Source organism: Roseomonas sp. GC11 (genome assembly GCF_024437745.1).
GTDB lineage: Bacteria > Pseudomonadota > Alphaproteobacteria > Acetobacterales > Acetobacteraceae > Pseudoroseomonas.
The window spans coordinates 82,453-104,422 of sequence record NZ_JANFNY010000003.1; the positions used below are offsets into that span (position 1 = coordinate 82,453).

At 72.9% G+C, this 21,970-nt stretch carries 19 protein-coding genes; 15 read left to right on the forward strand and 4 right to left on the reverse strand.

Annotated elements, in window-relative coordinates; all coding sequences use genetic code 11:
* Positions 1 to 66: 66 nt before the first annotated feature.
* The gene (locus NON00_RS01820; RefSeq protein ID WP_256017054.1) at positions 67 to 957 is read right to left on the reverse strand and encodes a LysR family transcriptional regulator; all 891 of its coding nucleotides are present in this window, start codon (positions 955 to 957) and stop codon (positions 67 to 69) included.
* A gap of 98 nt (positions 958 to 1,055) precedes the next feature.
* On the opposite strand from NON00_RS01820, the gene NON00_RS01825 reads away from it, so the two are divergent.
* Together NON00_RS01825 and NON00_RS01830 are read left to right on the forward strand one after the other, a co-directional pair.
* The gene (locus NON00_RS01825) at positions 1,056 to 1,937 is read left to right on the forward strand and encodes an NAD(P)-dependent oxidoreductase (RefSeq protein WP_256017057.1); all 882 of its coding nucleotides are present in this window, start codon (positions 1,056 to 1,058) and stop codon (positions 1,935 to 1,937) included.
* An 86-nt stretch (positions 1,938 to 2,023) separates the two neighbouring features.
* Positions 2,024 to 2,539 (forward strand): SRPBCC domain-containing protein, encoded by a 516-nt coding sequence (locus NON00_RS01830; protein ID WP_256017059.1) that lies wholly within the window; start codon positions 2,024 to 2,026, stop codon positions 2,537 to 2,539.
* Between the two features lie 57 nt (positions 2,540 to 2,596).
* Here the strand turns inward: NON00_RS01830 and NON00_RS01835 are convergent, their stop codons facing one another.
* Positions 2,597 to 3,019 carry a TerB family tellurite resistance protein gene (locus NON00_RS01835; RefSeq protein ID WP_256017062.1) on the reverse strand — a complete coding sequence of 141 codons (423 nt, stop codon included), beginning with the start codon at positions 3,017 to 3,019 and terminating at the stop codon, positions 2,597 to 2,599.
* Positions 3,020 to 3,023: 4 nt separating this feature from the next.
* Here NON00_RS01835 and NON00_RS01840 point away from each other — a divergent pair, with 4 nt between their 5' ends.
* From NON00_RS01840 to NON00_RS01865, 6 genes are all read left to right on the forward strand, one after another.
* Complete coding sequence (locus NON00_RS01840) at positions 3,024 to 3,194, forward strand: hypothetical protein (protein ID WP_256017065.1); 171 nt, start codon at positions 3,024 to 3,026, stop codon at positions 3,192 to 3,194.
* Positions 3,195 to 3,263: 69 nt separating this feature from the next.
* Positions 3,264 to 3,839, forward strand: a complete 576-nt coding sequence (locus tag NON00_RS01845) for a carboxymuconolactone decarboxylase family protein (RefSeq protein WP_256017068.1) — start codon at positions 3,264 to 3,266, stop codon at positions 3,837 to 3,839.
* 11 nt (positions 3,840 to 3,850) lie between these two features.
* Entirely contained in the window at positions 3,851 to 4,987 is a 1,137-nt protein-coding gene (locus tag NON00_RS24695) for an acyl-CoA dehydrogenase family protein (protein WP_305123154.1), read from the forward strand.
* Positions 4,984 to 5,814: an ABC transporter ATP-binding protein gene (locus NON00_RS01855; protein ID WP_256017071.1), complete on the forward strand. Its 831-nt coding sequence runs from the start codon at positions 4,984 to 4,986 to the stop codon at positions 5,812 to 5,814. Before NON00_RS24695 ends, NON00_RS01855 begins: the two co-directional genes overlap by 4 nt.
* A gap of 13 nt (positions 5,815 to 5,827) precedes the next feature.
* On the forward strand, positions 5,828 to 7,018 hold the full coding sequence (locus NON00_RS01860; RefSeq protein WP_256017074.1) for an ABC transporter substrate-binding protein: 1,191 nt from the start codon (positions 5,828 to 5,830) through the stop codon (positions 7,016 to 7,018).
* Positions 7,015 to 7,884 carry an ABC transporter permease gene (locus NON00_RS01865; RefSeq protein WP_256017079.1) on the forward strand — a complete coding sequence of 290 codons (870 nt, stop codon included), beginning with the start codon at positions 7,015 to 7,017 and terminating at the stop codon, positions 7,882 to 7,884. The genes NON00_RS01860 and NON00_RS01865 overlap by 4 nt, the downstream gene beginning before the upstream one ends.
* A 36-nt stretch (positions 7,885 to 7,920) precedes the next feature.
* On the opposite strand, the gene NON00_RS01870 is transcribed toward NON00_RS01865, so the two are convergent.
* On the reverse strand, positions 7,921 to 9,981 hold the full coding sequence (locus tag NON00_RS01870) for a bifunctional diguanylate cyclase/phosphodiesterase (RefSeq protein ID WP_256017082.1): 2,061 nt from the start codon (positions 9,979 to 9,981) through the stop codon (positions 7,921 to 7,923).
* Between the two features lie 149 nt (positions 9,982 to 10,130).
* Here NON00_RS01870 and NON00_RS01875 point away from each other — a divergent pair, with 149 nt between their 5' ends.
* The 7 genes from NON00_RS01875 (at position 10,131) to NON00_RS01905 (ending at position 20,773) form a co-directional block, all read left to right on the forward strand.
* Positions 10,131 to 10,733: a YfiR/HmsC family protein gene (locus NON00_RS01875; protein ID WP_256017085.1), complete on the forward strand. Its 603-nt coding sequence runs from the start codon at positions 10,131 to 10,133 to the stop codon at positions 10,731 to 10,733.
* A 2-nt stretch (positions 10,734 to 10,735) separates the two neighbouring features.
* Complete coding sequence (locus NON00_RS01880) at positions 10,736 to 12,787, forward strand: TonB-dependent siderophore receptor (protein WP_256017088.1); 2,052 nt, start codon at positions 10,736 to 10,738, stop codon at positions 12,785 to 12,787.
* A gap of 280 nt (positions 12,788 to 13,067) precedes the next feature.
* The gene (locus NON00_RS01885) at positions 13,068 to 13,460 is read left to right on the forward strand and encodes a hypothetical protein (RefSeq protein WP_256017090.1); all 393 of its coding nucleotides are present in this window, start codon (positions 13,068 to 13,070) and stop codon (positions 13,458 to 13,460) included.
* A 157-nt stretch (positions 13,461 to 13,617) separates the two neighbouring features.
* Entirely contained in the window at positions 13,618 to 14,877 is a 1,260-nt protein-coding gene (locus NON00_RS01890) for an MFS transporter (RefSeq protein ID WP_256017093.1), read from the forward strand.
* Between the two features lie 109 nt (positions 14,878 to 14,986).
* Entirely contained in the window at positions 14,987 to 16,615 is a 1,629-nt protein-coding gene (locus NON00_RS01895; RefSeq protein ID WP_256017095.1) for an AMP-binding protein, read from the forward strand.
* A gap of 17 nt (positions 16,616 to 16,632) precedes the next feature.
* Positions 16,633 to 16,899 (forward strand): phosphopantetheine-binding protein, encoded by a 267-nt coding sequence (locus NON00_RS01900; protein ID WP_256017097.1) that lies wholly within the window; start codon positions 16,633 to 16,635, stop codon positions 16,897 to 16,899.
* Positions 16,892 to 20,773, forward strand: a complete 3,882-nt coding sequence (locus NON00_RS01905; RefSeq protein WP_256017099.1) for an amino acid adenylation domain-containing protein — start codon at positions 16,892 to 16,894, stop codon at positions 20,771 to 20,773. The genes NON00_RS01900 and NON00_RS01905 overlap by 8 nt, the downstream gene beginning before the upstream one ends.
* A 129-nt stretch (positions 20,774 to 20,902) precedes the next feature.
* Here the strand turns inward: NON00_RS01905 and NON00_RS01910 are convergent, their stop codons facing one another.
* Positions 20,903 to 21,964: a YncE family protein gene (locus tag NON00_RS01910; RefSeq protein ID WP_256017102.1), complete on the reverse strand. Its 1,062-nt coding sequence runs from the start codon at positions 21,962 to 21,964 to the stop codon at positions 20,903 to 20,905.
* Positions 21,965 to 21,970 lie beyond the last annotated feature (6 nt).

Genomic DNA, 21,970 nt, shown 5'->3' on the forward strand with positions numbered 1-21,970 from the left:
GCGCGGCACTGCCGCGCAGGTGCGGAGAGGGGCGAAGCCCCACTCAAGAACCCCGCGCCGTATTGTCTAGAGCCCGGCGAGCAGGGCGCGGACCCAGCGGTGGCCGGGGTCGCGCTGTGTCCGCTCATGCCAGACGGCCAGCTTGGTGAAGCCGGGAATATCCAGCGGCGGCGGGCGCAGCGCCAGCCCCGCCGCGCCCGCCACCAGCCGCTCCGGCACCACCGCGATCAGGTCGCTCTCGCGCAGGATCTCGACCAGGGCGAGAAAACTCATCACCGAGAGGCTGACCCGGCGCTGCCGCCCGAGGCGCGCCAGGGCCTCGTCCGTCACGCCCAGGAAACCGCCGCCGGTGAGCGAGACCATGGCGTGGTCCAGCGCGCAGAAACGGTCCAGGTCGAGCGGCGCGGCGGCGGCCGGGTGCCCCGCGCGCAGGGCGCAGACATAGCGTTCCTCAAAAAGGCGGCGGGCGCGCAGGCCAGGGGGCAGGCTCTCCGGCGTCACCAGGGCGAGGTGGATTTCACCGCGCTCCAGCTGCTCCGGCAGGCGGGCGGCCTGCACCGGCAGGACCGCGACACGAATACCCGGCGCGCGGGCCCGCAGCGCGGCCATGAAGGGCACGAGGATGGCGCGCAGCGCATAATCCGTGGCCGCGATGCCCAGGGTGAAATCGGCCCGCGCCGGATCGAATGCCGCGGGCTGCAGCATCGCCTCGATGCCAGACAGCGCCTGGCGCAGTGGCGCGGCCAGTTCCTGCGCGCGCGGCGTCGGCACGATGCCGCGCTGGGCGCGGATGAAAAGCGGGTCGCCGAAGGCGTCACGCAGGCGGGTGAGCATGCCGCTGACCGCCGGCTGGGTCAGGCCGAGCCGCGCCGCCGCGCGGGTGACGCTGCGCTCCTCCAGCAGGGCATCCAGCGTCTTCAGCAGGTTGAGGTCGAGGGTCCTGATATCGTGAGCCATGATGGCTCATATATCCAACCGCGATTGGTTTGATATCAGAAATACGCTGATACCCACCCCGTCAGCGGGTCCTCCCTGGCCCGCGAGAAGGAGTGGCCATGTCGCGTATCTCTGTTCTTGGTCTTGGCGCGATGGGCTCCCGCATGGCGGCGCGCCTGCTCCAGGCCGGCCATGACGTGACCGTCTGGAACCGCAGCCCGGAGGCTGCCGCGCCGTTGGTCGCTCAGGGTGCCCGGCAGGCCGCCACCCCGCGCGAGGCGGCCACGGGCGCCGCCTTTGTGCTCGCCATGCTGCGCGACGACGAGGCCTCGCGCAGCGTCTGGCTGGAGGGTGAAACCGGCGCGCTGGGCGGCATGGCGGCCGGCAGCACCGCCCTGGAAAGCTCGACCCTGACGCCGGCCTGGGTGCGCGAGCTGGGCGCCACGGCCATGGCGCGCGGCGTGGCGCTGCTGGAGGCGCCAGTGTCCGGCTCGCGCCCACAGGCGGAGGCGGGGCAGCTGGTGGTCCTGGCCGGCGGCGAGGCCGGGGTGCTGGCGCGGGCCATGCCGGTGCTGGGCGCGATCGGGGGTGCCGTGCACCATGCCGGCCCGCTCGGCGCCGGGGCGGTGCTGAAGCTCGTGACCAATGCGCTGCTCGGCATCCAGGTCGCCGCCTATGCGGAGTTGATCCCGCTGATCGAGCGCCAAGGGATGGACCCAGGCGCGGCGGTGCGGATCCTGTCGCAGACCTCGGTCTTCGCGCCGGTGGCGCATTATCTCGCCGGCTCGATGGTCGCCGGGCAATTCGCCCCGCAATTCCCCGTCGCGCTGATCGAGAAGGATTTTGGCTACCTGCTGGCCTGCGATGGCGCGGCCGAGAAGCTGCCGGCCAGCGCGGCGGTGCGCGACGTCTTCCGCCGCGCCATCGAGGCCGGGTTGGGCGAGCTCAACATGACCGGCGCCGTGCAACTGCACCGCCGCTGGGCGCGAGGCGAGGCATGAGTTTCCCCAGGCGCTGGCTCCTGCTGGCGAGCCTTCTGCCGCCCGGCCGCGCCCGGGCCGCGTCCACCACACCACCACGGAGCAGCATGATGCACGCGATTATCTGGCCCGAGGGCTATATCCCCGGCGAGTGCGACAACTTTGCCTCCAACGAGGTCATCGTGAAGGGCCTCAGCGTGGCCGAGGTGTGGCCCTTCCTGGCCATTCCGGCGCGCTGGCCGGCCTATTACGCCAATTCCTCCGACATCCGCTTCCATGACGGGGAAGGCGAGGCGCTGACGCCGCAGCGCCGCTTCTTCTTCAGGACCTTCGGCTTCCCGGTGGAGGCGCAGGTGGTGGAATGCGTGCCGCCGGAGCCGGGCCAGCCCGCCCGCCTCGCCTGGCATGGCTGGGCCGGCGAGGGCGCCACGCGGCTCGATGTGCACCATGCCTGGCTGCTGGAAGACCTGCCCGGCGGGCGCCTGCGCATCCTGACGCAGGAGACGCAGAATGGCGAACCGGCGAAGGACCTCGCCAGGGCCCGGCCCAACCCGATGATCAATGGCCATCAGGACTGGCTGGTGGGCCTCGCCGAGGCCGCGCGCAGGGCGAAGCGGGGATAATCCCCCGCGCCACGGGCGGCGGGCGCCGCGATGCGCCCGCCCCTCCCCTGGCTGCGATCAGCGGTCCAGCACCGCGCGGTCGTTCTTGGCGACCAGGGTGCGGAAATGCGGGGTCAGCTCCGCCTCGGTGAGGCCGAAGGCCTCGGCGAACTGCATGACCAGGCGCTGCTCGCCGGGCTCCGCATCGCCATCCGCCATGGCGCTGTCGATCATGTTGAGGACGATGCAGAGCTTCTGGTCATGGCGCAGCTGCGGCGCCGCGGCGGCCAGGAAGGCGTCCGGCGCCGTCGTCCGGGCATAGCCGATGACGGCTTCCAGCTGCTGGCGCGTGGCCGAAGGGCCGAGCACCGAATGGAGATGGCCGATTTCCTCGTGATCCACCTCGCCATCGGCGCCCATGCAATAGATCAGCGAGACGACGAGGCAGTTGCGGGGGGTGAGCGCCAGCGCCGGAGCCTGCGGCTTGAACAGACCGAACATCGATATGCCTGCATCCCTGAAAGCCGCCCACCAGGAGGGCGGATCGGGCGCTTCATGGCATAAAATGAACTCCATGTCATCATTCAGACAGGGTACATCCATTCCCGCCGCCGGCGGGCAAAAACAACACTTCCTGATCGTGATGCTTGATAATGCGCTTTCATCCGACGTATGAGGCCGCAAAGCCCGGATGGATGCGCCCGACCGCACGGGGCACCCCGGCAAGGACCGGAGGAAGAAAGCCATGTCCCGCCTGCCCCTGCGCACCCCTGAGAATGCCCCGGCCGAAGCCCGCCCCGCCCTGGAGGCGGCGCAGCAGGCCAATGGCTACCTGCCGAACCTGCTGCGCGTGCTGGCCAATGCCCCCGTGGCGCTCGAGACCTACCTGACCGTCTCCGGCATCAATGCCCGCGCCAGCCTCTCCCTGCCGGAGCGCGAGGTGGTGCAGATCACCGCCGCCGCCACGCATGGCTGCGGCTTCTGCGTCGCCGGCCATACCGCCATCGCCACCAGAAAGGCCGGGATGGACGCGGCGACGGTGGAGGCGCTGCGCGCCCGCGAGCCCGCCCCGGAGCCCCGCCTCGCCGCCATCGGCCGCTTCACCGCCGCCGTCATCGCGACGCGCGGCCAGGTGGCCGATGCCGATCTCGCCGCCTTCCACGAAGCCGGCTTCACCGACCAGCAGGCGCTCGAGGTGGTGCTGGGCGTCAGCCTCGCCACGCTCTGCAACTTCGCCAACAATCTCGGCCAGCCGCCGCTGAACCCGCAGCTGGAGCCCTATCGCTGGGATGGCGCCGCCCCCGTCCTGGTGGCCGGGTAAGGCGCGCCGCCATGACCTTCCTCGCCCCGGATGCCCCAGCGGATGCCCCAGCGGACGCCAAAGCGGAGGCCGCCCTGGCCACATGGCTCGACGGGCAGGCCCAGGCGCTCGACAGCGGCGCGGCGGAGCCGGCCCTGCTGCTGCCCCGGCTGGGTGCCGCCGGGGTGTTCGGCGCCGGCGTGCCGCAGGCGCTGGGCGGGCGGGCCACGCGCCCGGGCCAGGCCGCCCTGGCCGAGGCGGTGGAGGCCATCGCCCGGCTCTCCGCGCGTTCCCTCGCCGCCGGCTTCGTCGCCTGGAGCCAGCGCAGCTTCATCGAATACCTGCTGCAAAGCCCCAATGCGGCGCTGCGGGAGCGGCTGTTGCCCGGGCTTCTCAGCGGCGCGGTGGCCGGGGCCACGGGCCTGTCCAACGCCATGAAATTCCTCTCCGGGCTGGAGGCGCTACAGATCACGGCGCGGCCGGAGGGGGCGGGCTGGCGCCTCGACGGGCTGATGCCCTGGGTGACCAATCTGCGGCGCGAGGGCTTCCATGTCGCCGCCGCCATCGGGCATGGCGATGGGCGGGGCGCCTTCGTCGCCGCCCTGCCGCATGACACGCCCGGCCTGCACCGCTCGGCCGATCTCGAGCTGATGGCGATGCGCGCCACCAACACCGCCGCCATCACCCTCGACGCCGCGCCGGTGGGGGCGGAGCATGTGCTGCACGAGGATGCGGCGCGCTGGCTGCCGCAGGTGCGCCCGGCCTTCCTCGGCCTGCAATGCGGCCTGTCCATCGGCCTGGCCCGGCGGGCGCTGGAGGTGGCGCAGGCGCAGTCCGGCCCGGCGCGGGCGGTGCTGCGCGCGCCCCTCGCCGCGCTGGAGGCCCGCCTGGCCGCGGAGGTCCAGGCGCTGTATGAGGGGCTGGAGGCCGGGCGCTTCCAGGCCCAGGCCGCGCCGCTCTTCCGCATCCGCATCGCCCTGGCGGAGATCGCGGCCGAGGCGGTGGGGCTGGAATTGCAGGCCAGCGGCGGGCGCGCCTATCTCCAGCCGCAGGGCGTGGAATTCGCCCGGCGCTGGCGCGAGGCGGCCTTCCTGCCGGTCATCACCCCCAGCCTGGTGCAGCTCAAGGCGGCCCTCGCCGCCGCCGCCCGGCCGGAGCGCGCGGCATGAGCACCGCCGCCCCCGGCGTGGCGCCCGTGGGACAAGATCCGGGGCGACAGGATCAGAGGTGGCAGGCGCCGGTGCTGTCGGCGCGGCAATTGGCGCTGCACCATCCGGGCGCGGCGCGGCCGGTGCTGGAGGGGCTGGATCTCGACCTGCATCCCGGCGAGGTCGTGGCGCTGCTCGGCCCCAGCGGCGTCGGCAAGTCGAGCCTGCTGCGCGCCCTGGCCGGGCTGGAGCGGCCGAGTGCCGGGCGGATCACGGTGCGGGGCGCGCCGCTCACCGCCGCGCATCCGCGCGTCACCATCGCCTTCCAGGACCCGGCGCTGCTGCCCTGGCTGTCGCTCGAGAAGAATGTGGGCTTCGGGCTGGATTTCCGCCACCAGCCGCGGCGCGATGGCGCGGCGCGGCAGGCGCTGGTGGAGGGGGCGATCCGCGCCGTCGGGCTGCACCATGCCCGGCACCTGCACCCGGCGCAGCTCTCGGGCGGCATGGCCAGCCGCGCCGGCCTCGCCCGCTGCCTGGCGCGCGAGCCGGAGGTGCTGCTGCTGGACGAGCCGTTCGGCGCGCTGGATGAGGTGACGCGCGCCGAGATGCAGCGCCTGCTGCTCCAGGTGGTGGCCGAGCGCCGCCCGGCCACCCTGCTCATCACCCACGACATCGACGAGGCGCTGCTGCTGGCCGACCGCGTGCTGCTGCTGGGCGGCAGCCCGGCGGGGCTGGCGGGCGTCTGGCGCCCCGCCCTGCCGCAGCCGCGCGACGCCTTCCTGGCCGAGCTGGGCGCGCTGCGCGTCGAGATCCTGCGCAGCCTGCGCGCCACCCTGCGCCCCCACTGACCGGAGCCGCACCATGGACAGCGAGATCTTCTCCCGCCGCGACGCGCTGCGTCTGGCCAGCCTCTTCACCGCCGCCGGCGCCCTGCCGCTGCTGCGCGCCGGCGCCGCGCGCGCGCAGGGCGCGGCCGATGCCCCGCTGCGGATCGGCTACCTGCCCATCACCGATGCCACGCCGCTGCTGGTGGCGCATGGCCGCGGCCTGTTCGAGGCGGAGGGGCTGCGCGCCGAGAAGCCCGTCCTGCTGCGCAGCTGGGCGCAGGTGATCGAGGCGTTCCTCTCCGGGCAGGTCGATGTCGTCCACCTGCTCTCGCCGATGGCGGTCTGGGCGCGCTTCGGCAGCCAGGCGCCGGTGAAGGTGGTGGCGTGGAACCACCTGGATGGTTCCGGCCTCACCGTGCTGCCCGGCATCAACAGCGTGGCGGAGCTGGGCGGGCGCACGGTGGCCGTGCCCTTCTGGTATTCCATCCACAATGTCGTGCTGGGCGCGCTGCTGAAGCGCCACGGGCTGAAGCCCGTGGCGCTGCGCAGCGGCACCCCGGCGCCGGACGAGGTGAACCTCGTGGTCATGGCGCCGGCCGACATGGTGCCCGCCCTCGCGGCGCAGCGCATCGCCGGCTACATCGTGGCCGAGCCCTTCAACGCGGCGGCCGAGGCGCAGGGCGTGGGCAAGGTGCTGCGCTTCACCGGCGATGTCTGGCGTGACCATGCCTGCTGCGTGGTGCTGATGCAGGAGGCCGACCTGGAGCGCCGGCCCGACTGGTCGCAGAAGGTGGTGAGCGCGGTGGCCAAGGCGCAGCTCTGGATCCGCGCCAACCGGGCGGAGACGGCGCATCTGCTCTCGCGCGAGCATCCCAACCGCTACACCCCCCACCCCGCCGCCGTGCTGGCGCGCGTGCTGGCGCCGGAGGCGGCGGAGCGCGCCGCCTACCAGGCCGCGGGCGCCATCCGCCACGCCGAGTGGAGCAACCGGCGCATCGATTTCCAGCCCTTCCCCTATCCGAGCTACACGGAAGAGCTGGTCCGCCGGCTGAAGGACACGCTGATCGAGGGCAATAAGGGCTTCCTCGACACGCTCGACCCCGCGCGGGCGGCGCGCGAGCTGGTGGATGACCGCTTCGTGCGCCGCGCCATCGCCGATCTCGGCGGCCCCGGCGTCTTCGGCATTCCCGAGAGCTTCACGCGTGAGGAGGTGATCGAGGCATGAGCGCCAGCCTCCCCCTGCGGCTGGGGCGGGGCCTGGTGTGGCGCCTGCCGGGCGCGGCGTGGCGGCGTGCCCTGCCCGGCCTCGCCGGGCTGGCGCTGCTGCTCGGGCTGTGGTGGCTGGGCACGGTGCCCTTCGTGGCGGAGGGCGGCTTCGCCCGCCGCTTCGCCCCCGGCGCCGCCTTCGCCAGCCTGTGGGAGCTGGCGGCGCAGGGCGAGCTGCTGACCCATGTGGCGCTGAGCCTGCGCCGCGTGCTGGTGGGGCTGGCGCTGGCGCTGCTCATCGGCGTGCCGCTCGGCCTGCTGCTGGGCGGCGTGCGGGCGGTGGAGGCGGCGGCCTCCCCCGCCTTCCAGTTCCTGCGGATGATCTCGCCGCTCTCCTGGATGCCGGTGGCCGTGATGGTCTTCGGCGTCGGCGATGCGCCGATCCATTTCCTCCTCGCCTTCGCAGCACTCTGGCCGATCCTGCTCAACACGGCCGAGGGGGTGCGGCGGCTGGACCCGCGCTGGCTGCTGCTGGCCCGCAGCCTCGCCGCCACGCGCTGGGAGACGCTGGCGCGCGTGGTGCTGCCCGGCGTGCTGGCGCCGGTGCTGACGGGGACGCGGCTGGCCATCGGCATCCTCTGGATCGTGCTGGTGCCGGCGGAGATGCTCGGGGTTTCGGGCGGGCTCGGCTATCTCGTCCTCGATACGCGGGACCGGCTGGCCTATTCCGAGCTGATGGCCGTCATCCTGCTGATCGGCCTGCTCGGCTTCCTGCTGGATGCCGGGGCGCGCGCGCTCTACCGCCTGCGCGCGCCCGGCCATGCCAGAACAGAACAGGCCAGGGCAGGCGCGGCTGGTGCGGGGCAGCCTGGGGGGGCAGCCTGAGCGGCCCGCCTGAGGTTCCCGCGCGGGCCAGCGCCCTCAGCCGGCCTCCCGGCCCGGCTCCGGCACGGCCGCGGCCGGCCGGGGCGGCGGGAGGCCCTCCGCCAGCAGGGCCTCGAAGGCCGCCGCCGCCATCGGGCGGCCGAACATATAGCCCTGCATGTCGTCGCACCCCTGCTGGCGCAGCAATTCCGCCTGCAGCGGCGTCTCCACCCCCTCGCCGATGGCGCAGGCGCCGAGCGCGCGGCTGATGCCGACCACGGCCTGGACGATGGGGCCGGCGCTGCTGTCATGGCCCAGGCGCTGCACGAAGGAGCGGTCGATCTTCACCTTGTCGAAGGCGAATTTCTGCAGGTAGCCCAGGCTGGAATAGCCGGTGCCGAAATCATCCATGGCGATCCGCACGCCCAGGCCGCGCAGGCGCTGGAAGGTCTCGAGCGTCTCCCGCGTGTCGTGCAGCAGCACGCCCTCGGTGATTTCGAGCTCCAGCCGCCGCGGCGGCAGCCCGCTCTCCGCCAGCGCGGCGGCCACGGCCTCGCAAAACCCCGCCTGGCGGAACTGCACCGGCGAGACATTCACCGCGATGGTCAGATGCGCCGGCCAGGATGCCGCCTGCCGGCAGGCCTCGCGCAGCACCCAGGCGCCGATCGGGCCGATCAGCCCGGTTTCCTCCGCCAGCGGGATGAACAGGCCGGGCGGCATGTTGCCGAAGCCCGGCCGCTCCCAGCGCAGCAGCGCCTCGGCGCCGATGATCCGGCCCGAGGCGAGATTGACCTCCGGCTGGTAGGCGAGGCGGAAATCCCCCTGCGCCAGGGCGGCGCGCAGATCCCCCTCCAGCGCCCGGCGCTCCTGCAGCTTGCGGTTCATCTCGGGGGCGAAGAAGCAATGGCCGCCGCGGCCATTCTCCTTGGCCTGGTAGAGGGCGAGGTCGGCATCGCGCATCATCTGGCCGGGATCGGCCCCGCTAGGATCTGCCCCGCCGGGATCTGCCAAGCCGGGGCCGGCCACGGCGATGCCGATGCTGAGGCCGACCATGGCCTGATGGCCGGCCAGATCCACCGGCGCCTCCAGCGCCGCGATCAGGCGCCGCGCCAGGACTTCCGCCGCCTCCGGCTGGCGCGCCCGGGCCTGGATGATGGCGAATTCATCGCCGCCGAGCCGGGCCAGGGTGTCGCTGTCGCGCAGCACCGCCTGCAGCCGGGCGGTGACGGCCTTCAGCAGCAGGTCCCCGGCGGCATGGCCCAGCGTGTCGTTCACCTCCTTGAAGCGGTCGAGATCGAGGCACAGCACGGCGAGCGCCCCGGCCTCCCGGCGGGACTGGGCCAGCGCATGCTCCAGCCGGTCGGCGAAGAGGCCGCGATTGGGCAGGCCGGTGAGCAGGTCGTGGGTGGCGAGGTAGCTGGCGCGCTCCAGCGCCTGGTTCAGCAGCCGCAGCGGCAGCATCCGCAGCACGGCGAAGAGCAGCCCGCCAAAGCCCAGCGAGGCGAGGCTGAGCCACAGCGCGGCCAGCACCTCCCCGCGCAGGGAGCGCGCCGCCTCGGCCTCGCCCAGCGGCTGGCCCCGCACCAGGATGGGCGCGCGGTGGCTCAGCACGGGCCAGGGCAGGCCGCCCTCGGGCACCGCCTCGATGACCAGCCGCCCGCCATGGCCGAAGACGCGCCGCTGCTCGGGCGAGGCGCTGTCCACATGCGGGACGGAGACGCGCAGCCCCTCGAATTCCCAGAAGGCGGGGTTGGCGCGGGCCAGCTCGGCGACCTCGGCGGCGTGCAGCCGGGCGCTCACCTCCACCGCGCCGAGCAGGCGGGAGCGCGCGGCCTGGAGATAGGTCAGCGGAATGGCCAGGGCGACCAGCAGCGCGGCGCCCCCGGCCATGCCCGTGACAATGCGCGCCACCAGGATGCCGGGCTTCTGCCGCGAGGCCCGCGCGCGCCCCGCCGGGACAAATCCCGCCGGGACAAATCCCCCTGGCCCGGAAGCGCTGGGGGCGGAGCCCACGGGCGAGGCCGGCGCGGCCGCCGGCCAGCCGCCATGCCAGGGCCACCCGCCGCGCAGGCGCAGCCAAGCCAGCAGGGCCTGCGGGACAAGCGGACGGAATGCCATGGCCATAGCCTCACCCGGCAAAGCTGAAAACTTCCTGAACGCAGCCCCGGCAAAGCGGCGGGGCCTTCGCGTTTTCTTCAACCTTCCCCCCTAGGGTCCGCGTGGCCGCGGCAAGCCTGGCCGAACCGCTCCAAAATGGAGTCCGCGCTGTGCTGTCCCCCCCGCTTTCCCTCCGCAGGCCATGGCATGCGTCCGGGCCCAGGACGCGCCGGGGGGCCCTTCCATGGCGGCCCCTGCTGCTGCTGCTGGCGCTGGCCCTCCAGGCCCTGCCACACCGCGCCGCCCGCGCCGCCGAGCCCTCGCTCCGGGACCTCCAGGTGCTCGCCCGCAGCCTGGGCTTCCTGGAGCCCGCGCCGCGCGGCCTGGCCGAGATCGGCATTGTCTACGCCGCCGGCGACAGCCAGGGCGAGGCCGAGGCCCGGCGCATCGCCACGCTGTTCGGCGAGGGGCTGCGCGCCGGCAACCTGCAGCTGCGCCCGATCCTGGTGCCGCTCGACCGGGTGCGGGACAGCAGGGCCGCGGCGCTGCTGCTGGCCCGCAGCGCCCTGCCGCAGGCCCCCATGGTCGCCGCCGCCGTCGCCGGCCGCGCCATCCTCACCGTCGCCACCGACCGCGCCCCGATCGAGCAGGGGCTGGTGGCCATGGCCATCCGCAGCGAGCCGCGCGTCGAGATCGTGGTGAACCGCGCCGCCGCCCAGGCCAGCGGCGTCACCTTCGCCGCCGCCTTCCGCATGATGATCCAGGAACGCTGACCATGCGTGGCCCCGCCTGGATCCGTGCCCCGGCCATCGCCCTCCCCCTGCTGCTGCCCGGCCTCGCGGCGGCGCAGGGCCTCGACCGCGCCGCGCTGGAAGACCTCTTCGGCGAGCCGGTGACCATGAGCGCCACCGGGCGGCCGCAGCGCCTCTCCGATGTGCCGCTCGCCATGGACATCATCACCGCCGAGCAGATCCGCCGCTCCGGCGCGCGCGACCTGCCCGGCGTGCTGGCGCGCTATACCTCGCTCGACGTGAACCAGTACGACACGCATGACGCCGCCGTGGGCGTGCGCGGCTATGCCATCCCGAATTCCCCGCGCCTGCTGGTGCTGCTCGACGGGCGGCAGGTCTATCTCGACGATTACGGCCGCACCGTCTGGCACCTCATCCCCGTCCAGCTCGCCGAGATCCGGCAGATCGAGATCATCAAGGGCCCGAACAGCGCGCTCTATGGCTTCAACGCCGTGGCCGGGGTGATCAACATCCTCACCTACGACCCGGCCTATCATCCGGTGAACGAGGCCACGCTGCGCCTGGGCAGCGGCCATGGCCGGGAGGTCTCGGGGGCCACCAGCGCCCGGCTGGCGCAGGGGGGCGGCATCCGCCTCTCCGCCGGGATCCGCAAGGAAGACCGCTGGTCGCGCGGCGAGACGCAGCTGGCGCGCTTCTACGCGGCGGAGGAGGAGCCCTCCCGCTACCAGATCGCCGGCACCGCCTCGGTCGCGCTGTCCGACACGGTGCGCTTCGGCCTCGATGCCAGCTACAGCCGGTCCATCACCAGCGACTACCACCTCTCCGGCTTCTTCCTGCCCTGGGACATGCGCAGCTGGAGCCTGCGCGCCCGGCTTTCGGCCACCACCGCCTCCGGCATCACCGAGGCCGCGCTCTACCACAACGGCCTCGGCAGCTCGCTGGTCAACACCTCCGGCCTGCACCAGGGCGTGACGGTCGCGCAGCTCAGCCACACGATGAAGCCCGGCCCCGCCCACACGCTGCGGCCCTTCGTGGAATACCGCTACAACCAGCTCAGCGCCGGCGGCTCCATCCACGCGCCGGCCCATGGCTACAGCGATCCGGGCTGGCGCATCAGCGCCCAGATCGCCGCGGCGGGCGTGATGTGGAACTGGGACCTCACCCCCGGCCTGTCCTGGACCAATGCCGTCCGGCATGATCATTTCTGGCTGGGCGGCGGGGGTCATGACGCCCCGCTCTTTCCCTATGGCGCCACGCCTTACAGCGATGCCGCCTATGACCGCCAGCATGGCGGGAGCTCGTGGAACAGCGCCCTGCTCTGGAAGGCCAGCGAGCACGACACTTTCCGCGTGACCATCGCCCGCGGCTTTGGCGCGCCGGGCCTGAGCGATCTCGGGGCGCGCGCCTCGCCCGCCGCAGGCTCGGCCATCCTCGGCAATCCCACCCTGCGCCCCACCACGGTGGACAATTACGAACTCGGCTACCGGCGCAGCATCGCCGCCATTGAGGGCGGTGCCGGGCTGTCGCTGTTCTACCAGATGAACAACAACCTGAACGCTTCCTTAGCCTCACAGGTGACGATGCAGCCCGCGCTCGGAACCTATGTCCTGGTGCCGAGCAATGTCGGCAGCGCCGCCGCCTATGGCGTGGAAGTTTCCGCCAATGGGCGGCTGTCGGCGATCCAGGACTGGGGGCTGGAATACCGCATGGCCGTGGCCGACAACCCGCCCGCCCCCAATATGGCCGGCTTCGGGCAGGCCTCGCCCCGCCACATCCTGGCCCTGCGCAGCGGCTGGACGTTCGAGCCGGTGCGGATCGATGGCTTCCTGCGCTATGCCAGCATGGTTTCCGGCTATCGCGCCACTCTGCGGAGCCTGCGCAGCGGTGCCCAGGCCGATTACGAATATATGCAGGTGGAGAACACCGCCACCCTGGCGGCGCGTGCCGCCTATCCGATCACGCCGGACCTGCTTCTCGCCCTGGAGGGGTCGAACCTGCTCACCGGCCACCAGCGCCAGGGCATCGGGCTGGAGGCAGAGCGGCGGATCTACCTTTCCCTCACGGCGCAGTTCTGAGAGACCGTTTGAAAATACCGTTTAAGAATATCGGGCGGGTCGGTTCCGCGGGTCTTTTCCGCCCTTGCTTCGTTGGCGGGCTTGCCGATGCAACCCGCATCGGCGGCGCCCCACCCACTGAAAAAGTTTTTTGGTTCTTTTTTCCAAAAAAGAACTCTTCCTGCCCCGCCCTTTTCTTCCAGGTGACAGGCTTTCCCTCATCGACCAGGCCATGGGCTGACGATGCGCCCCCGTGCCAAATCCTGGTCGCTGCTGCTGGTGGTGCTGGCGAGCCGGGCGCATGCCGTCGAGCTATGCGCCGGCCCCGCGTGCCGCCGCGCCGGCGGAGCACCACCAGCACGACCACCCGGCGCCCCCCGCCGCGCCGCTGCGCCTCGCCACCCAGGCGCCGGGGCTGGCCGTGGTGCTGGAGCTGGTGCCGGGCCGGGCGGGCCATAACAGCCTGCTGCTGCGGGTGAGCGGCCCCGATGGAGCGCCGCGCGACCTGCCGGAGGCCGGCATTGCCGGGCTGCGCCGCCCGCTGCGGCGCGAAGCGCCCGGCCTGTTCCGCCTGGAGGGGGATGCGTTCGCCCGCCCCGGCCGCTGGGAGCTTCGCCTCGACCTGCGGCTCAGCGATTTCGAGCAGGCCACGCCGCGGCTGGAGGCCGACCTGCCCGCATCACCCGCACCCTGATCCTGACACGGGAAGAAAACACGCCACGTCCCCGCCGCCCTCCCGCCGGCCAACCCGTTTCTCGTCCCCCGCCTCACCTGCGAATTAGACGCATCATCATGATGCACCTATAAGCTCCGCTCCGGCCGCCGGGCAGGCGGCCCGAGAAGGACCGAGCATGACATCCTCCTCCCCGGCTGAGACGAGCCTCTCTTCTTCCCGCGCGCGGGACCCCGTGCTGCTGGCGCTGATGCTGACGACCTTCGCCGGCAGCATGGCGATGATGGCCTTCGTGGCGCTGGTGGGGCCGATCGCCCGGGTGGCGGGGCTGGCGCCGTGGCAGGCGGGGCTGGCGGTCACGGCCTCGGGCGTGATGTGGATGCTGGGGGCGCGCCCCTGGGGCCTGGCCAGCGACCGGCATGGCCGCCGCCGGGTGCTGCTGGCCGGCGCGCTGGGCTTCACCCTGTCCTATTGGGCGCTGTGCCTGTTCATCGACGCGGCGCTGCGCTGGCAGTGGCCGGCGCTGCTGGTCTTCGCCGGGCTGGTGGCGGGGCGGGCGCTGGTCGGTGGCAGCTACGCGGCCATTCCGGCGGCCAGCGGCGCGCTGGTGGCCGACCGCGTGCCGCCCGAGCGCCGCGCGGCCGCCATGGCGATGCTCGGCACGGGCAGCGGGGCCGGGCTGGTGGCCGGGCCGGCGCTGGCCGCCCTGCTGGCGCAGCAGGGGTTGAGCGCGCCCCTGCTCTTCACCGCCGCGCTGCCGCCGCTGGCGCTGCTGGTGCTGTGGTGGCAGGTGCCGGCGCAGCCGCCGCGCGCCCATCCGCCGCGCAAGGCCCTGCCGCTGACCGATGCGCGGCTGCGCCGGCCGCTGGTGACAGGCTTCACCGCCATGTTCAGCGTGGCCATCGCGCAGGTCAGCGTGGGGTTCTACGCGCTGGACCGGCTGGGGCTGGCGCCGGATGCGGCGGCGGCGGCGGCCGGCACGGCGCTGATGGCGGTGGGGGTGGCGCTGGTGCTGTCCCAGGCCGTGGCCACGCGGCTGCGCTGGCCGCCGGAGCGGATGATCGGCTGTGGCGCGCTGGTGGCGGGGCTGGGCTTCGCCTCGGTCACCCTGGCGGAACAGGGCTGGATGCTGGCGGCGAGCTATGGCGTGGCGGCGGCGGGGATGGGCTGGGTCTTCCCCGCCTTCCCGGCGATGGCGGCCAATGCGGTGGGGCCGCAGGAGCAGGGGGCCGCGGCGGGGGCGGTGGGCACGGCGCAGGGCCTCGGCATGGTGGTGGGGCCGCTGGCGGGCGGACTGCTGTCCATGCCGGGCCCGGGCTTCCTGGCCCTGCCCTATCTGCTGATCGGCGCGATGCTGCTGGCCGTGGCTTTGTCCGCACTGGCCCCATCCCTGGTTCGGGCCCTGGTCCGGGTTCTGGTTCCGGCTGGGCGGGCATAGGGTGCTCCCCTTGTCCAGCCCGCCACAGACCGCTACTGATAATCATTATTATCTTCTCCGGGAGCGAAGCGGCCCGCCTCTTCCCGGCACCCCAGGACGGACGCCTGACGTGACACCCCTCCAGCAGACCTGGCCCGCCGATTTCGCGGCCCGCTACCGCGCCGCCGGCTACTGGCGCGGCGAGACCTTCCCCGGCTTCCTGCGCCAGCGCGCGGCCGGGCGGCCGGAGGCCACGGCGATCATCGGCGGCGATCAGCGCTGGAGCTATGCCGAGCTGCTGGCCCGCGCCGAGGCCGCTGGCGCCGGCTACCTCGCCCTCGGCCTGCGTCCCGGCGACAGGGTGGTGGTGCAGCTGGGCAATATCCCGGAATTTTTCTCCGCCGTGTTCGGCCTGTTCCTGGCGGGGATGGTGCCGGTCTATGCCCTGCCGGCGCACCGGCTGACCGAGATCGCGCATTTCGTCGCCAAGGCGGAGGCCGCCGGCTATATCGCCGCCGCGCGCGGCACGGATGGCTTCGACTACCGCCCGCTCGCGCGGGACCTGCGCGCCGCCTCGCCGGGCCTGCGCCATGTCATCCTGGTGGGCGAGGCGGAGGAATTCACCCCCTTCGCCAGCCTGGGCGGCGACCCCGCCAGCCTGCCGCCGGAGCCCGACCCGGCCAGCGTCGCCTTCCTGCAGATTTCCGGCGGCACCACGGGCCTGTCCAAGCTGATCCCGCGCACGCATGACGACTACATCTACAGCTTCCGCGCCAGCAACGCGATCTGCGGCGTCGGGCCGGAGAGCGTGTTCCTCGTCGCCCTGCCGGCGGCGCATAATTTCCCGATGAGCTCGCCCGGCCATATGGGCGCGCTCTATGCCGGGGCGCGGGTGGTGCTCTCGCCCACGCCGAACCCGGAAGCGGCCTTCCCGCTGATCGCGCGGGAGGGCGTGACCATCACCGGGCTGGTGCCGCCGCTCGCCCTGCTCTGGGCGCAGGCGGCGGAGCGCACGCCGCATGACCTCACCAGCCTGGACGTGCTCCTCGTCGGCGGCGCGAAGCTGACGCCGGAGGCGGCGCGCCGCATCCGCCCCGCGCTCGGCTGCCAGTTGCAGCAGGTCTTCGGCATGGCCGAGGGGCTGGTGAACTACACGCGCCTCGACGACCCGGATGCGGTCATCCTTGATACCCAGGGCCGCCCGATCAGCCCGGATGACGAGGTGCTGATCGTCGATGATGCCGGCGAGCCGGTGCCGGAGGGCGAGCCGGGCTATCTGCTGACGCGCGGCCCCTACACCATCCGCGGCTATCACAATGACGACGCGGCGAATGCGCGCGCCTTCACCGCCGATGGCTTCTACCGCACCGGCGACGTGGTGCGCCGCACGCCGGGGGGCAACCTCGTCGTGCAGGGCCGCGCGGGGGACCACATCAACCGCGCCGGCGAGAAGATCTCGGCCGAGGAGATCGAGGATCATCTTCTCGCCCACCCGCATGTCTTCGATGCCGCCGTCGTCTCCGTGCCGGACGAGTTCCTGGGCGAGCGCAGCTGTGCCTTCATCATCCCGCGCGGGGAGCGGCCGCGCGCGGCGGCGCTGAAGGGCTGGATGCGCGGGCGCGGCATCGCCGATTTCAAGGTGCCCGACCAGATCGTGCTGGTCGAGGCCTTCGAGACCACGGCGGCGGGCAAGATCAGCCGCCGCGAGCTGCGCGCCCGCCTGCGCGCCCGGCTGCTGGCCGGCGAAACGGCGGAATAAGGAAGAGAAGGCGCGCCATGTCCCCCACCACCAAGACCTGTCCCGCCACGCGCGAGGAGATGCGGGCCGCGCTGGCCCGCCTGCTGCGGATGGAGGCCGAGGAAATCGGCGATGACGACAACCTCGCCGATCTCGGCCTCGACTCCCTGCGGGCGATGAACCTGATGCTGAGCTGGAGCGAGGGCGGGCTGGAACTCGACTTCGCCGAGCTGGCCGAGAACCTCACCCTCTCCGCCTGGTGGGGCGTGGCGGAGAAGGCCCTGGCGAAGCGCGCCCATGGCTGACGGCGACCGCGTGGCCGCGCAGGCTCTTCCCCTGGCTTTCCCGCTGACCGAGGCGCAGGAGGGGCTGTGGTTCGCCCAGCGCCTCGACCCCGGCAACCCCATCTTTAACACCGCGCATCGGCTCGAACTGCGCGGCCCCCTCGACGAGGATGCCTTCCGCGCGGCGGTGGACGGCATGGTGGCCGAGGCCGATGCGCTGGCGCTGCGCCTCGAGGAAACGCCACGCGGCATCACGCAGCGCATCGACCCCGCGCTGCGCCCCTGGCTGCGCATCATCGATCTCTCCGCCGAGGCCGACCCCATGGCCGCCGCCCGCGCCGCGATGGCGCGCGACATGGCCACGCCCATCGACCCGGCGCGCGGCGGGCTGGCGGCGGAGCGGCTCTATCGCCTCGGGCCGCAGCATCACCTCTGGTATCACCGCGCGCATCACCTCGCCGTGGATGGCTTCGGCACGGATCTGCTGATGCGCCGCGCCGCCGCGCTCTATGCCGCGCGCGTCACCGGCGGCGACCCAGGCCCGGCCCTCGCCCCCTTCTCCACCGTGGCCAGCGAGGATGCCGCCTATCGCGCCGCGCCGCGCCGCGCCAGTGATGCCGCCTACTGGCAGAAGGCGATGGCGGGCGCGCCGGATGTGGTGGGCCTTTCCGCCGGCAGCGCGACCCGCACGGCGCGCGCCGCGCACCGCGCCCATGCCCTGCTCGATGCCGGGGCGGGGCCGGCGCTGCACCGCCTCGCCGCGCAGGCGGACACCGCATGGCCCGATGTGCTGGCCCTGCTGCTCGGCGCCTATATCCGCCGCCTGACGGGGGAGGAGGAGGCGCTGCTCGGCGTCACCTTCATGAACCGCTTCGGCAGCGCGGCGGCGCGCGTGCCGGCGACGCTGACCAATGTCCTGCCGCTGCGCCTCCGCCTGGACGAGGCCACCCCCCTCCCCGCCGCCCTGGATGCGATGCTGGGCCAGCTGGCGCGGATGCGCCGGCATGGCCGCTACCGGGGCGAGCAGCTGCGCCGCGACCTCGGCCGCATCGGCGGCGGGCGGCGGCTGCACGGCGCCATCATCAACATCCAGCCCTTCCACCAGATCCCCGCCTTCCCCGGCCTTGAGACCCGGCTGGAGATCCTCGGCACCGGTCCGGTGGACGACATCACCTTCGACCTGCGCACCGATCCCGGCGCCGGGCGGCTGCGCCTCGATGTCGAGGCCAACCCCGATCTCTACAGCGCGGCGGAGACGGCGGCGCATGCCGCGCGCGCCGCGCGCTTCGTCGCCGCCGCCCTCGAAGCCGGGCGGCTCGACGCCGTGCCCAGCGCCCTGCCGGATGAGGCGGAGCGCCTGATCCACAGCCTCAACGCCACGGCGCATCCGGTGCCGGATACCACGCTGGTGGCGCTGATCGCGCGGCAGATGGCGGCAACGCCCGCGGCCACCGCGCTGATCTTCGAAGGCCGGCACTTCAGTTATCGCGAACTGGACCGGCGCAGCGCCGCCCTGGCCTCTGCCCTCGCCGCGCGTGGCGCCGGGGCGGATGACCTCGTCGCCGTGGCGCTGGACCGCTCGCCGGAGCTGGTGGTGGCGCTGCTCGGCGTGCTGCGCGCGGGCGCGGCCTATCTGCCGCTCGACCCCGCCCATCCGCCGGAGCGGCTGGCGCGCATCCTCGCCTCGGCGAAGCCGCGCCTGGCCCTGGCCGCCACGCCCCTCCCAGGGGTGGACACCCTGGCGCCATCCGCATGGCCGCAGGACGGCACAGCGCCGGACCATCCGGCCCCGGAGCATGCCGCCTATGCCATCTTCACCTCCGGTTCCACCGGGGAGCCGAAGGGCGCCGTCATCGAGCACCGCGCCATCGTCAACCGGCTGGAGTGGATGCGGCAGCATTACGGCTTCACCGCGCGGGACCGCATCCTGCAGAAGACCGCCGCCACCTTCGATGTCTCCGTCTGGGAATTCTTCCTGCCGCTGATCACCGGCGCCACGCTGGTGCTCGCGCCGCCAGGGGCGCAGCGCGACCCGGAGGCCATCGCCCGCCTCATCCGCGCCGAAGGCGTGACCACGGCGCATTTCGTGCCCTCCATGCTCGCCGCCTTCCTGGCGCATCCGGCGGCGCGCGGCCTGTCCATGGCGCGCGTCTTCTGCTCGGGCGAGGCGCTGACGGCCGATCTGCGCGACCGCTTCCACGCCACCCTCTCGGCCGAGTTGCACAATCTCTACGGCCCCACCGAGGCCGCGGTGGATGTCACCTGGTGGGATGCCTCGCGCGGTGATGCCAGCAACCCGCTGCCAATCGGTTTTCCCGTGTGGAACACACGGATGTATGTGCTGGACGAGGCACTGCGCCCGGTGCCGCCCGGCGTCACCGGCCATCTCTTCATCGCCGGGGTACAGCTGGCGCGTGGCTATCTCGGCCGCCCGGACCTGACGGAACGCGCCTTCATCCCCGACCCCTTCCACCCCGGCCAGCGCATGTACCGCACCGGCGATCTCGCGCGCTTCCGCGAGGATGGCGCCATCCTCTATCTCGGCCGGCTGGACGGGCAGGTGAAGCTGCGCGGCTTCCGCATCGAACTCGGCGAGATCGAGGCGGCGCTGACCACCTCGCCCCTGGTGGAACAGGCCCGCGTCATCGCGCGGGAGGACCGGCCGGGGGATAAGCGCCTCGTCGCCTATCTCGTGCCCGGCGCGGGCTATGACGCGGCGGCGCTGCGCGCGCATCTGGCGGCGCGGCTGCCGGACTACATGGTGCCCGCCGCCCTGGTGCCGCTGCCCGCCCTGCCGGTGAACAGCAGCGGCAAGCTGGACCGCGCCGCGCTCCCCGCCCCCGACCTGCCGCGCGAGGCCGGGCGTGCGCCCGCGACACCCACGGAAACGCGCCTCGCCGCCCTTTTCGCCGCCGCGCTCGACCGCGCGGAGATCCGTGCGGAGGAGGATTTCTTCGCGGCCGGCGGCAATTCCCTGCTCGCCGTCGATCTGATGCTGCGCGTGCAGGAGGAGTTCGGCCGCGATCCCGGCCTGGGCGCGCTGTTCGAGCACCCGACGGTGGAGCGGCTGGCGCGGCTGCTGGACGCCGCCGCCCTGCCGCCGCCGGATGACGGGCTGCGCCCGCTGATCCGCCTTGGCCAGGGCGCGCCGGGGCGGGCACCGCTCTTCGTCGTGCATCCGGCGGGCGGGCTGTCCTGGTGCTATGGGCGGCTGGCCCGCGCGCTGGGGCCGGATATTCCCGTGCTCGGCCTCCAGGCCCCGGCGCTGGACCGCGAGACACCGCCGCCCGCCAGCCTCGACGCCCTGGCGGCCGACTATGCCGCGCGGCTGGCCGAAGCCGCGCCGGAAGGCCCGGTCTATCTGGCCGGCTGGTCGGTGGGCGGCATCATCGCCCAGGCCATGGCGGTGCATCTGCGCGCGCAGGGGCGGGAGGTGGCGCTGCTGGCGCTGCTCGATGCCTATCCGGCCGAGATCTGGCGCGCCGAGGCGGAGCCGGACGAGGCCGCGCTGTTCCGCGCGCTGCTCGCCATCGCCGGGCATGAGCCGGCGGAATTCGCCAGCCTGCCGATGGAGCGCGCCGCCGTGCTGGCCTTCCTGCGCCAGGGCGGCACGCCGCTGGGGCGGCTGCCGGAGGCGGTGCTGGATGGCGCCATGCGCGTCATGGCCGGCAACAACCGCCTGGTGCGCGGCCACCAGCACCGGCGCTTCGATGGCACGCTGCTGCATCTGCGCGCGGCGCGCGACCATGCCGGCACGGGGCTGACCCCCGCCCTCTGGGCACCGCACGCCGCCAGGGTCGAGGTGGTGGAGATCCCCGCCACCCACGGCGAAATGGTGGGCGAGGCCGCGACGGGCTTCATCGCGGCGGAACTGCGGCGGAACTGGAAAAATTAAAGAGAAGGGTTCTTTTTTGTAAAAAAGAACCAAAAAACTTCTTTCAGTCAGCGTCCCGCCTCGGGCCTGAGGCGGGACGCTAAACTGAAAAAGTCTTTTTGTTTCTTTTTCTTCAGAAAAAGAAAATTCTTATGCCTTGATCAGGCTGACGGTATCGCCATTCGGGTCTTCCGGCGGCGGCACCGGCGCCTGACCCGGCTGCGGGCGCGGGCCCATCTTCGCCTTGTTGGTGACGTAGGCGAGGCCGCTGCGGCGATCCACCGCCACGGTGTTGGGGTGGGTGCCCGTCTGCAGGCTGGCGAGCACGGTCAGGCCACGCGTCTCCACCACGCTCACCGTGCCGGCGCCGCGGTTGGCGACATAGGCCAGCGCGCCATCAGCCGAGAGGGTGACACCCAGCGCGCCCTCCCCCGTCGGCACCGCCTTCACCACCTGCCCGGAGGCGGCATCGATCACGCTGAGATCGCCGCTCTTCTGGTTGGCGCAGTAAAGGCGCTTGCTGGCGGGGTCGAAGGCGACATTCACCGTGCCCTCGCCACCCGCGGCAAAGCGGCGCACCGCCGCCTGCCGGGACAGGCTGATCTCGGCCACCTCGTTGCTCTGCAACGCCGTGGCGAAGAGGCGGTCCCCGGCGGCATCATAGGTGAGGCCGGTGAACATGCCGTCCAGCCCCTCGGTGATCACCTGCGCCACCTTGCCGGCGGCGGTGTCCACCACCCAGATGGCGCTCGGCTTGCCGCGCACGCCGACGACGGAGACAAAGGCCCGGTCGCGCGCCTCATCGACGACGACCTGGCGCAGATGCGCCCCCTCGCCCTCGCCGATCTGCGCCTTGATCTGGCCGCTGCGCAGGTCGATGGCGATCAGCTTGCCCGCGCGCGTGCCGGTGCCGAACAGCGTGCCGCTGCGGTCATTCACCGCGAGGCCGAAGACGGCTTCCTCGCCCAGCTCGATGGTGGAGCGGACTTCCAGCGTGCGCAGGTCGAGGCCGATGACCTTGGCGGCATTGGCGCCACGCGCCCCGGCGGCCGCGACATGGACAAGGTTGGTGGTGCTGCTGACGGCCAGTTCATAAAGGCCGGGGGCGACCTTCACCGTCTTCTCCACGGCGGCGGCGGCGCGGGCCGGCGCGGCGCGCAGGGCCAGCCCGGCCGCACCCAGCAGGGCGAGGGCATGGCGGCGTCCGATCATCGGGCG